This window comes from Vibrio sabulosilitoris (assembly GCF_055391395.1).
The window spans coordinates 104,133-115,385 of record NZ_AP029600.1 but is presented as its reverse complement, the minus strand read 5'-3'; the positions used below and the strand labels follow the sequence as shown (position 1 = coordinate 115,385).

General features: G+C 48.5%; 11 protein-coding genes. 3 read left to right on the top strand and 8 right to left on the bottom strand.

Annotated features, from left to right (window positions below; all coding sequences use genetic code 11):
• Positions 1 to 95: 95 nt before the first annotated feature.
• Together putP and ACZ5R2_RS16480 are read left to right on the top strand one after the other, a co-directional pair.
• Entirely contained in the window at positions 96 to 1,586 is a 1,491-nt protein-coding gene (gene putP, locus ACZ5R2_RS16485; protein WP_464903490.1) for a sodium/proline symporter PutP, read from the top strand.
• A 230-nt stretch (positions 1,587 to 1,816) separates the two neighbouring features.
• Positions 1,817 to 1,984 carry a hypothetical protein gene (locus ACZ5R2_RS16480; protein ID WP_464903491.1) on the top strand — a complete coding sequence of 56 codons (168 nt, stop codon included), beginning with the start codon at positions 1,817 to 1,819 and terminating at the stop codon, positions 1,982 to 1,984.
• A gap of 82 nt (positions 1,985 to 2,066) precedes the next feature.
• On the opposite strand, the gene ACZ5R2_RS16475 is transcribed toward ACZ5R2_RS16480, so the two are convergent.
• Positions 2,067 to 2,771: a DUF445 family protein gene (locus ACZ5R2_RS16475; protein WP_464903682.1), complete on the bottom strand. Its 705-nt coding sequence runs from the start codon at positions 2,769 to 2,771 to the stop codon at positions 2,067 to 2,069.
• 264 nt (positions 2,772 to 3,035) lie between these two features.
• Here ACZ5R2_RS16475 and ACZ5R2_RS16470 point away from each other — a divergent pair, with 264 nt between their 5' ends.
• On the top strand, positions 3,036 to 4,289 hold the full coding sequence (locus tag ACZ5R2_RS16470; protein ID WP_464903492.1) for a tetratricopeptide repeat protein: 1,254 nt from the start codon (positions 3,036 to 3,038) through the stop codon (positions 4,287 to 4,289).
• A gap of 19 nt (positions 4,290 to 4,308) precedes the next feature.
• Here the strand turns inward: ACZ5R2_RS16470 and ACZ5R2_RS16465 are convergent, their stop codons facing one another.
• From ACZ5R2_RS16465 to ACZ5R2_RS16435, 7 genes are all read right to left on the bottom strand, one after another.
• Positions 4,309 to 5,223 carry an alpha/beta hydrolase gene (locus ACZ5R2_RS16465; protein WP_464903493.1) on the bottom strand — a complete coding sequence of 305 codons (915 nt, stop codon included), beginning with the start codon at positions 5,221 to 5,223 and terminating at the stop codon, positions 4,309 to 4,311.
• Between the two features lie 358 nt (positions 5,224 to 5,581).
• Positions 5,582 to 6,133: a DUF1349 domain-containing protein gene (locus ACZ5R2_RS16460; RefSeq protein WP_464903494.1), complete on the bottom strand. Its 552-nt coding sequence runs from the start codon at positions 6,131 to 6,133 to the stop codon at positions 5,582 to 5,584.
• A gap of 22 nt (positions 6,134 to 6,155) precedes the next feature.
• Positions 6,156 to 7,184, bottom strand: a complete 1,029-nt coding sequence (locus tag ACZ5R2_RS16455; RefSeq protein WP_464903495.1) for a B12-binding domain-containing radical SAM protein — start codon at positions 7,182 to 7,184, stop codon at positions 6,156 to 6,158.
• Between the two features lie 158 nt (positions 7,185 to 7,342).
• Positions 7,343 to 8,425: an L-dopachrome tautomerase-related protein gene (locus tag ACZ5R2_RS16450; protein WP_464903496.1), complete on the bottom strand. Its 1,083-nt coding sequence runs from the start codon at positions 8,423 to 8,425 to the stop codon at positions 7,343 to 7,345.
• Positions 8,426 to 8,466: 41 nt separating this feature from the next.
• Positions 8,467 to 8,757, bottom strand: coding sequence for a putative quinol monooxygenase (locus ACZ5R2_RS16445; RefSeq protein ID WP_464903497.1), 291 nt, complete (start codon positions 8,755 to 8,757; stop codon positions 8,467 to 8,469).
• Between the two features lie 580 nt (positions 8,758 to 9,337).
• Positions 9,338 to 10,099 (bottom strand): fumarylacetoacetate hydrolase family protein, encoded by a 762-nt coding sequence (locus ACZ5R2_RS16440; RefSeq protein ID WP_464903498.1) that lies wholly within the window; start codon positions 10,097 to 10,099, stop codon positions 9,338 to 9,340.
• Positions 10,100 to 10,272: 173 nt separating this feature from the next.
• Positions 10,273 to 10,830: a YceB family lipoprotein gene (locus ACZ5R2_RS16435; RefSeq protein WP_464903499.1), complete on the bottom strand. Its 558-nt coding sequence runs from the start codon at positions 10,828 to 10,830 to the stop codon at positions 10,273 to 10,275.
• Positions 10,831 to 11,253: the final 423 nt, after the last annotated feature.

The following is an 11,253-nucleotide window of genomic DNA, read 5'->3' as shown; positions in this document are numbered from 1 at the left end:
ATTATTTCATCACAAGGATTGTGTGCCTACGTCCACTGCATCTTAGCAATCGTATAGCTGCATTGCGCGGGGTTATGCATCACAAGGAGAGACAAATGGTAGGAAGTTGGGCGGTAACCACGACGTTTGTGGCGTACCTCGTTGTTATGTTGGGCATTGGTGCAGTGGCGTATATGCGCACCAAAAATTCGACCGATTACTTTCTGGGCGGACGCTCACTTGGGCCTTGGCCTGCAGCCCTTTCGGCAGGTGCATCGGATATGAGTGGCTGGTTGCTACTTGGTTTGCCAGGCTATGCCTATGCGGCGGGATTAGAGGCGACTTGGCTTGCTGGCGGTTTATTAATCGGAACCTGGGCAAACTGGCTGATCTGCGCCAAACGACTGCGCACCTACAGTATTGCCACCGATTCGCTCACGATTCCTGAATACCTATCGCGACGTTTTCTCGATAATAGCAAGATGATCCAGACCATATCGGCGTTCTTTATTTTGTTGTTCTTCCTTTTCTACACCAGTTCTGGCTTGGTTGCTGGCGGTAAGCTGTTTGAGACAGTATTTGGGCTTGATTACACCTGGGCTGTGGTCATCGGTACCGTTTGTGTCGTGTCCTACACCTTGTTTGGTGGTTTTCTTGCGGTGTCATGGACGGATTTGATCCAAGGGCTTTTGATGGCGGCTGCTTTGATGATCGTACCGGTGGTTGCGCTTGACGGTGGTCTTGGTCAGCTTGGCTCTGAGTTAAATTCTATCAACCCTGAACTACTGACGCTGTGGCGCGGTGTGGACGGCTCGCCACTATCGATGATTGCAATAGTATCGTTGGCAGCATGGGGGTTGGGTTATTTTGGTCAGCCACATATTTTGGCGCGTTTTAAGGCAACGCGCAGTAACAAAGACCTAACCACAGCCCGTCGTATTGCGGTGATTTGGACTGGTATTTCAATGGCGGGAGCACTGCTGGTGGGCTTTGTTGGCTTAGTTTATGTCACTAACAACAGCTCGGTAACGCTTGATGACAGTGAGAAGGTGTTCATGCTGCTTGTGAACGCCATTTTCCATCCGGTTATCGCCGGGATCTTGCTGGCGGCTATTCTAGCAGCGATCATGAGTACTGCAGACTCGCAGTTGTTGGTTTCATCATCGGCGATGGCAGAGGACATCTATAAGCAATGGATTAATCCTTCGGCAAGCTCAGAGCAGATTGTGATGATTGGCCGAGCGGCGGTGGTTGGGATCTCAGTATGTGCCTTGCTGCTGGCTCTGACACCTGATAGCACAGTCCTTGGGTTAGTGTCTTATGCGTGGGCTGGCTTTGGTGCTGCGTTCGGCCCAGTCATGATCCTTAGCCTGTATTGGTCGCGAATGAACCGTCAAGGTGCTCTGGCTGGTATTGTGGTTGGCGGCGCAACGGTTGTGATCTGGAAACAGCTGTCAGGTGGTTGGTTTGACTTATATGAAATCGTACCGGGAATGCTATTTGCCGCTATAGCGATTATTTTTGTGAGTTTGCTAACATCGAAGCCAAGTGAAACCGTACTCTCGCAGCACGTAAAATTTACAAAACTCTTACGTGATATCGATTAAGCTCTAACTGTTAGTTGATTAAAATGAGATTTCCGGATTATTTTCTGAATCTGTATCACGAAATGACAAATATGCAGTTATTGAGTGGAACTTTATTAAGCAGAATAATGTCCATGAGATATTACTAACCCGACATTGTTTTGAGGATGAAAACCATGCCAAATGCCTACTGCACCTGTTGTCGTAAAATGACTGCTCACAAAGTGGTGATGCGAAGTTCGGAACAGGATTTGAGCAAAATTGCTCTTTGTGCTCGTTTTGTGCAGGCGGTGTTCACTGGTGACCATTATATGAAAATGGAGCAAGTGTCCTCTTGTCGAGTGTGTAACAACGAGTTCAATCCCGCGCTGGTTTCCAGTGCGACCACGACCAGTGCCAACGGCCTGTCACACGCCTAACTGCGCAGGTAAGTCTCAAAAAAAGCGATGCTATGGACAGCATCGCTTTTTTCGTTTTTTGGCTCCAGGTTTGGCTGTTTGGTTAGATAAATGTCGCAGACAGTAAGCCAATCAAACCACCGAATACGCCGCCCCACACAACAAGCCAGCCAAGGTGTTCTTTGATCATCCGTTGTACCAGCTCTTTAACGAGTTGGGGGGTTAATTCATCCAAGCGCTGGCTAATAATTCGTTCAATGTTGCTCTTAATGTCATCGAGCATCGCTTTCGATTCAAGTTGCTCTTTGATGGCTGACTTGATCGTGTCGCTTTGACCAATCTCTGCTACCGATTGCCTCATACGCTCAACAAACGGCTGTTTTAAGGGTTGCAAGGCTTCAGTGCCACCAAACATGGCTAGCATCCCACCAAAGGAAGACTGCTCAATCACGTTGACTAAACTGTCAAAGGTGGGGTTAAAGTCAATTTTTTCGATGATCGGCGCCAAATCGATGGCCGTGGCACTGTTCATTTCGTCGTTTAAGAAGCGATCGATGTTCTCATCAGTAAAGAACTGCTCCATCATCATGGAGTGGATGGCGGCTTTAAACTGTTCAAATCGCGCAGGAATGACGCCCGAGCCATACAGCCCAGGAACTTTTTCAAACAACATATGAATCGCCAGCGAGTTGGTGATTGCACCAGAAAAAGCAAACACGCCAGCAATCAGCAGCCAGTTGCTCTGGGACAGGTAGCCGAACACAATTAAGCTTATGGTCACCACATTGGTAAGTAGGTTCTTATTCATCATCGTTTAGTGAAATTCAGTCAGTCTAGGGCCGAATTGTAAAAGATATTTCTAAGTAATCTCAAGGCGCAGTTTTAGCCTCAACCCAGCTTAAGATGAACTTGCGGTGTAGAAGTCGACAATTGGTGCAGAAAAGACGTGATTTAGGTCTTGGATTGCAATAAGGTGTGGTGAGGAAGAATTGAACGATTGTGAAGCCTTAAGGTTGCGCAATCAAGTGTCGTTAAGGAAAGGGCGACGCGTGGGTGTGAGTTGAGAGAAACGATGGGTTTTATTGCTGCTGCAGTAGGGTTGGCAGGCATTACGCTGATATCAGTGTTTTTGTGGTTGCTGTCTTTATCAATACGAAAAAAACGATTGGAGTTTGAAAAGCGCGAGCAGGATCGCTTGTATCGTCGTGCTTTGGCGCGTGCGCGTGAGCAGGAACATCAAGAACGCCTTGAGAAAGCCGAATCGGGTCATGTGCCGACCATCTTATTTCTCGCCAAAGAAGCAGAGCGTCGCAACACGCGATCGGCCCTGTATTGGTACGAGAAAGCAGCGGAACTCGACAATATTTATGGTATGCAGGGCATCATCAAGATCAGTCATTTGCATATTGAAGACCTCGTCTTGCGCGAAAAGGCCAAGTTTTGGGGTAAGTGTGCTCAAGCGGTTGGTGGTAATCTTGTCGCGAAATATGAGACGGGACTGGCGTTGATCTATGGTCAAGGTGTCGTGAAGGATGTCGATAAGGGGCTTGAGCATATTATTTCTGCGGGCGAGCGCGAGCATATTGAGTCGGCGTTGTTCCTCGGTCAATGGTATCAGTCGAAAGATAACCCATCGCCCAATTACAAAAAATCACTGCACTGGAATAAGGTCGCGGCCAGTCTGGGTGACAGCCAAGGTATGATTCGATTGGGTCACAACTACCGACATGGCATCGGTGTCGAAGCGGACTATCTTCAGAGTAGCTATTGGTATGAACGCGCAGCAGAGCAAGGAAGCCCCGAGGGTATGTCACGCGCCGGTGAGATTTGGATTGAGCGTAAGCCCAATGGTAACGCTATCGCTTATACTTGGCTGTTCATGGCGGCGCATTTTGGTTGGCAAGCGGCGCGACCATTACGTGATAAGGTTGCCAACAATATTGGTGTCGATTCAGTGGTGGGATTGCAATCACTGGCCAAGCCGCTGATCCGTAAAATTACCGATGGTAAAGTGGCACGCCATAGCCTGATCAAGGCATTCAATCGCATTTATAAACGCAAGGTGCCATTGCCAAGTAATGCTCAAACCGATGCGGTCGAGTCAGGACAGGTTGAGGGGCATCCGGTGGGGGTAATGCAACAGGCGGCTGGCCAGGCTGATAATGACTCAATGTTGATGAGCCACTCGTCATCCAGTGAGGCTAACTCGAACGACAGCACTAGCTCGAGCGAGGGTAATCGTTACCAAATTGACTCCGATGCCGATACTGGCGTTGGGTTCGACTACAGCCAGACACAGATGGATCTCTCTTTTACCAAGTCATAGCCCGTTTTTTGATTAACTTCTAGAGCGTTTGAGTGTCGCTGCCCGAGAGCGCGCTCTTGAGCCACTGATTACAAATCTCAACCCATTGGTCGACATTTTCCAGCGGCAACATGTGCCCAGCATTCTCGACCTCAATGTAGTCAAAGGGCTGCGCAGCTTGGTTTATTAGCTCGCGGATATAACTAGGTCTGACAATCGTATCCAAGTCCCCCACCACCACGACGGCAGGAATGTCAAGCGGTGTCGTGTATGCGCCGCTGGGCTGATTGTAGACGCTATCTAGGGTTCGAACCGTATACTCCCATACCATGAGGTCATCTTGCAGAGCAAACCGGCCCATTGGGTAGCTATCAAGCAGCGATTGCAAATCAATAAAGGTGCGAAAGTTGACTTTAGCGTTTGGCATCCACATTGCGGTAATCGAGAGGTTTGCCCAGCCGACTGAGTGGAACAGGTCCGGCGCCAACTCAGACATCAAAAGGGTATGACAAAATAGCGCGCGGATACGTTTGTCAGCCTCACACAGCGCCAGGGCTAAGCGTGAGCCGATTGAGCAGCCCAATACGGCGATGGCACTGTTATAACGCTGCTCGAGATAATCCACCACCTGCTGTAAATCACCCACCACCTCTGCGACGGAATAGTCACCTCGCTCCCCCCCGGAATAACCATGCCCTCGTAAATCAACACTAACGACGTTAAAGCCTCGTTGGGCAAGCTTAGCCAAGGATTCTGTATACAGCTCACTGTAAGTGCCAATCCCTGGAATAAACACAACACACGGCGCGCTAGGCGCAGAATGGTAGAGCTCAGCGTGAAGGGGCAGGGAGCCAAGTTGAAGCAACTCTCGTTGTGCCAGGTAAGGCGTGAGCCCTAACTCAGCGTATACCCTTTCTCTTGGAGAGAGGGGCTGGGCATGATTTGGGGTGGACATAACGTCATGATCCTCGGCCCTTGGTGATTAGGCAAAATAGGTGAATTGAAACTCCATTGTACTGAGCAACACTGTTCTAGGTATAGTCAGTCTAACCAATCTCACAGAAGTTGCACAAACTATACGTGTGGGGCGTCCATGAAGCGAGACGAGGAGGATTAAACACATATGCAGTTGTCTTAGGGAAGAAACTGCGCTTTGCGAGTTTGTCAGCCATCGGAACAAAACTCACTATCGATGCAAGTTAACCTGTGAGTCATGGATGATCGTACTTGTTGAGACCCCTATGCCTAGGGACTTATTGCAAGGGTTTAATCGCCACTTTCCTGGTAGCAAAAAACGGACACCCCATTGGTGCCTAGTAGGTAAAATCTGAGAAATGTGCCACGTTATCCGCGCGGCCTGAGCCGCCAAAAGTATAGTGCATCACGCCTTGGGGCTTACCTGCTAAGCTCTGGGTTTCCCCTAGAGTTTGCCAGTCTGCCTGCTGTTCATGATTTAAAGTAGCGAAGTGCACGCTGACTTCATTCCCTTGCTTGGCAATACTTAATCTAACCGCCGATTCATGAAAGTCGGTAAAGGCCTGGATGGAAGGTTGGCCTGCAGCCTCGACGACAAACACCAAAGACAGCCGGCCGTTAAACATTTCTTTGCTTATCTTAATGTAGTTGTTGTCATCCCAGTACAGCGCGAGCCTAGCCTGCTCGTAAGGGCGCTGAGGGGTGAGCATGACGGTGACTTGCGCCTTGATGTCATTCTCTTTTACGGGCAGCAGAAACAGGTTATTGACCGGTGCATTACCATAACCCCAGATATTGCCTTGTGAGACTTGTACGCTCAGCGTTTGCTCATCAAGTTGCCAGTGGGCAGCCTGCTCATTAAGTAGCTGCCAATGCATGAGATCGATCATGATTAGTGGTTCCTCAAAAGCCTTAGATCATTCGTTGACGCAGTTGATAGAACACCTGCTCTAGCTGCAGAGTATTTTGGTTGGCAAGTTTGGTCAGCTCACGCTCAATAGCGTCAACATAGAGTTGGTTGCTCATATCATCGAGCTTGCCATAATAGTGAATCCGTCGGCCCAAGATAAAGTTGTGCTGCTCACTTGGCGGCATTGACAAGAAGCGCTCAGTGGTCGCTAAAAAGCGGCCCTTATCTTGTGGTAGCTGGCCGTTTAACTCGGTTAACAGGTTAATCGAGTGGTAGTTGCCATAGTGGCTGTCGATACCGTTTAGCTGGCTAATCAGCGCTTGTTGCTCGGCGACCATTTCAACCTCGCTTAGTGGCGTAAACGTGCCTTGCTGAACCATCTCATCGAGCTCGGTACCGGGCTTAACGGCTAGTGTCAGCACCCGGATTTCCTCAGGGTTGATCTGGTTAAGTAGCGCTGCGGTTTCACTGACATGCTGCTCAGACAGCTCCTTGCCACCCAGCCCCATAATAATAAAGGTCATCATCTTCATACCGGCCTGCTTGGCGTAATCGGCTGATTTGAGGATCGATTTAGGAGTGATGCCCTTTTTCATCTTTTTGAGCACCTCAATTGCGCCAGACTCCATGCCACAGTAAAGCATGTTTAGGCCTGCATCGCAGATGGCCTTCATCTCTTCGGGCGACTTTTTGCTCATGGTTTGGGCACGGCCGTAAGAGCTGATCTGGGTAAGCTCGGGAAAGGCTTGTTTTAGAGTACGTAGCACCTCCAGCAGATCGGCGGTGTCCATGGCAAATGAGTCACCATCTTGCAAAAAGCAGTGGGTGAACACGCGGTCTTTGTAAAAGGCTTTAGCCGCCCAGATATCGCTCACGATATCCTCAACCGGGCGAATCGAGAAGTCCATTCCCTCAAACAAGGTGCAGAAGCTGCATTTATTCCATGGACAGCCTTGGGTGGTGCGGATCAGCAAGCTGTCGGCTTCTGAAGGTGGGCGAATCGGTCCTTGTTGAAACTGAAGCTGGTTCATAGCAGTACCTGTGGTGGAATTAAATAAAAAACTTTTGCCTAGCTGTCTGAGCTTTAGGCGTGGGCAGGGCAGAATAGTGATCTTTTTAAGCGCCTCTAGCCGATCAATGGTTGTGACGAGCGTCTGGCTCGCCGCGACCATTGGGCTTGGTAAAGGGACTAGTCAATCTTGATGCGTAGTACATGGAAGGGCTTGCTGGCACCTTCGTCGCCCTGATTAAGCGCTGGATTCAAGTGCAGCGAATTTTGGGTAATGTACAGATAGCCACCTTGGATAGAAAAGCCATCAGCCCACGACAGCAGCTTGTCGTCTTGAGCAATGACTTTGTAGCCATCACTGTTGGCCATGCCAAGTGCGTTCTTTTCAACGTCGCCGACATAGATATCGCCCTTATCAGAGATGATCATGCCGTCGCTAGGGCGCTTTTCACTATAGAACTCAATGCTGTCAGCCAGTGCGGGATCTGCCATAGTCGAATCGGCCAGTGCTTGAGCTGGAATACGGTAGATAGCGCTGCCATTGACGGTGCCAAAATACACCCACTGATTCGCGGCGTCGATGGTGATCGGGTTAAGGCCCAGGTACAGCGCGTCTGAACTGCCATCGTCGCGTTTAGCAGCCATTAGAGAGCCATCGATCTCCACATCATGAAACGGCGAGAGCAATGCAGTGTGTGATTGCAGTACTCGGCGTGCGTTGCCGGTCTCCAGATCCACCACAACAAAGGCTGGCGCGGGCTCGCCAAACAGGTTGCCCAGACTGGTGTCGGCGATATACATCTGGTTACGCTTAGTATCTAAGGCAAAATCTTGTAAAAACGAGTTAGCCACCATCACATCGGCACTGATCTCAAGGCGCTTGTGCAGTTTCTCGTTAACACTATCCCAAGCGATGATTTGTGCAGGCGCACCCTCACCGCCCATATCGAGGATCCACACTACACCATCATCGGTGCTGTCGATACCAATTACCGACGACAAGCCAACCTCTCCTAATTCCGGGCCGCTGGCCCATTCTTGGCTAGGATAAGGGCGAGTTGAACCATCTTGCAGTAGCTCCACCACTCGGTATTCCGGCCCATCTAGTGGTTGCATCGATAGGAAGGTGCGTCCCTGTTCGGTCACAGTCAGGTTACCGGGACGCGTGCCGTTTAGCTCTGCCACAACTTCGAGGTCGGCTGCCAACACGTTGCTGGCTACTAGTGCGCTAGTCAGCGCTAGTAGGGTTTTGAACTTGTTCATGGTGATCCTCTCTTGTTAATCTCTATTTAACCAAGATGTACTTAAGCAACCTGAGTCATTTCGTTTAGGGTAAAGACGTCCACTGCGCCTTCGGTAGCCGCCATGTAGTCGGCCAAGTGCTGGTTAGCCATGTGGGTTTGCCACAGCTCGCGTGAGGTCCAGTTCTCGTAGAACATAAAGTGAGCAGGGTTCTCGTTGTCTTGATGTAGGTCGTAGTTAATGCAACCTTCTTCGGCGCGGGTGATATCAATAAGCTTGAGTAGCTCCGCTTTAACTAGTTCAATTTGGTCGGCCTTAGCAATGATGTTGGCAACGATAGTAAGCTTTGACATGTTGTGTTCCTCTTTTGGTACGTTTGCTTATGCGTTGGCTCGCTGATGCAAGCCGTTTAAGTTGAGGTAATTGTAGCCAGCAATTATCTATGCTTGAACAGGGTTAAATTCCAATTACTATCAATTTATTTTTGATAAAAGTTATGAGGTATTGTGCTACGGGTCATGAATAGCAAGTCAGTTTTTGCTGTACTTCGTTGTTTTGACTGAATCTATGACTTTTAATGCCTGTTATATAAAGCAAATAGAGGTTTTAAAGGGAGAGCGGTCGTGGCTAACTAGACATTTGTTGCGCAGAGTTAAAGTCAGTTGATGATGGTCTGTTAGTCGACTAAATCTGGTAAGTCCGATGCGAAGATGGAGTGGTGAGTAGGTGTGTTGGATGCAGTGATTAGCTAAATGGACAAAGGCTCTTTCGTGGTTGCTTTCACCACGTAATTCTGTCGTACCTTAATTTCCAAGCAGCTTTGTTTTCAGACTTTACTGTTCGACGAAGCAGCAAGGCGATCTCGCTTCCCCCAAAAAGGGGAAAACAGCAGAAGGGGGGCTTCTGCTGTTGAACTTGATACGAGAGGTATGATTACTTCTCTTTAAATGTCACTTGGTACTCGCCAATGCCTTCGTAGCTGATCGTCGTCAGTTTATCGAACGCAACCTCAACGATACCGCAGTAAGAGCCAGTGATGATCGCTTCGCCTGCTTGGAAGTCCATACCACGACGAGTCATGTAGTTGATTAGCCAGTAGATTGGGTTTTGTGGCAGTGTATTAGGGTGCTGGCCATCGAAATCTTGTACTTGATCTTCTTGAGCCACGCTCACCTTGATGTTCGCTGCAGCAAAAGCTTTGTCACGTGCGATTTCAGGACCGATAAATAGGCCTTGGTTTACTAGGCAGTCAGCCAGTTTGTCATAGAACTCCGCACCACTATCATCTGCATAACGTGCCTGCATAAGCTCAAGAGCCATATGACAAGAGCCGATAGCAGCGTTGATTTCTTCTTCGCTGTAGCCAGCTGGGTTAGCTGGTAGTGTTTTGTTAAGCACAAAAGCAATCTCAGGCTCGATTTGCACTGCATTGTTGTCGGCGAACAACTCACAGGTTTCACCTTTCTGAACACTGCCAGCAAAAATTGGTGCAACGACAAACTTATCCTCAGCCAACGGCAGTAGACATTTCCAGCCACCCACTTTATCACTGTGTAGATCGATCATTGAAGATTGGATCTCGAGTGCATCTTCGATGGTGTTTGGGCGCTGCTCTTCGCTCAGGCGTGGTGCTTTGATGCCGGCAACGCGGCGACTTAGCAGCTCAGAGGCTGCCTGCTTAAATGTGCTAGTCATATTGTAATACCCTTTACTTGCTTAGCTGGATGATATCGAAAAGTTCTTAGTCTGAATAGATCAGCGAGTAAATGGTTTGCACTGGGTCAAAAATAGTTGAAATTGTTAGAGACATTTTGCCAATTTCTTAGGTAAGGCGGTTTCAATAGATAGGTTACAAGTGGTTATTTGTGTTAGTTAAACAGCTCGATAACTAGCTTGTTATTTTTGATCACTAGGTTGGGTCTGGCGGATTTGACTAGGGCCTCTTTGGTTGTCTTGCTATCTAGCTTGTACACGGGTTGGGTTGATAATGCCTGGCCGAGCATCGCGACTGCTGGCTTAAGCAGTGTTGCTATCTCTGGGGTGAGTCTTTGGCTTTTATCGTTAAAATGCTCAAGGCGTAGAGATTTTAAAAAGATCTCACCAGTGTCCTTGTCATATTCTGGCACGGCACTGAACTCGAGATCGAGGTCAAGGCTCATCCCCTGCAAACTGAGCATTTGAATATCCGCATTGGTATTGGCTGCAATCGATACCCGTTCGTCATCCACGCGGCCAATTTTGACCGCTAGATCATCAACAGAGACTTGGGCATACATTACATTAGCCACACCAAGTGATTGGTTGAAGTTTAAGTTGTCCTCAAGGTAGTCGGTCATCTCTTGCTCGCTAATACTGTAACTGGCACAGCTTGTCACAAGTAAGCAGCCCAATAATGCTAGCCAGTTTTTTCCAGTCACCTTGATCATACGCAGTCCTAAATTGATGGTTAAGGCTGTCCACTCGCGCAGACAAGCAGTTATTGAGTAAACCTTAGCTCATTGTAAGAATAGCAAGTCAGCGCCAAGCAAAAGTCTGTTTAATTTCCTAGGGTTGAGAAAAACACAGTTTCGGGGCACGGGTTATACTTCGTTGCGAGTTATGAGGAGTTTATCGCGCGCTTCAAATGTATCGTTTTCCTCTGGGCTATGTTTGTCCCAGAGTCTCACCTGTGTTGGAAAAAATAAAGTTTGTTTTTTAATGGTTAAATCAGTTAAGAAAGAATAGATATGCCAAGAGACTTCTGCCCCAAAAATAGCCTAAAGATTAGGTACAGTTGGATACTTCCGTTCCAGTTAGCACCAGCAACATTATAGTCACAGAGAGGCCAATTGAATCTGATTCCCCACCTT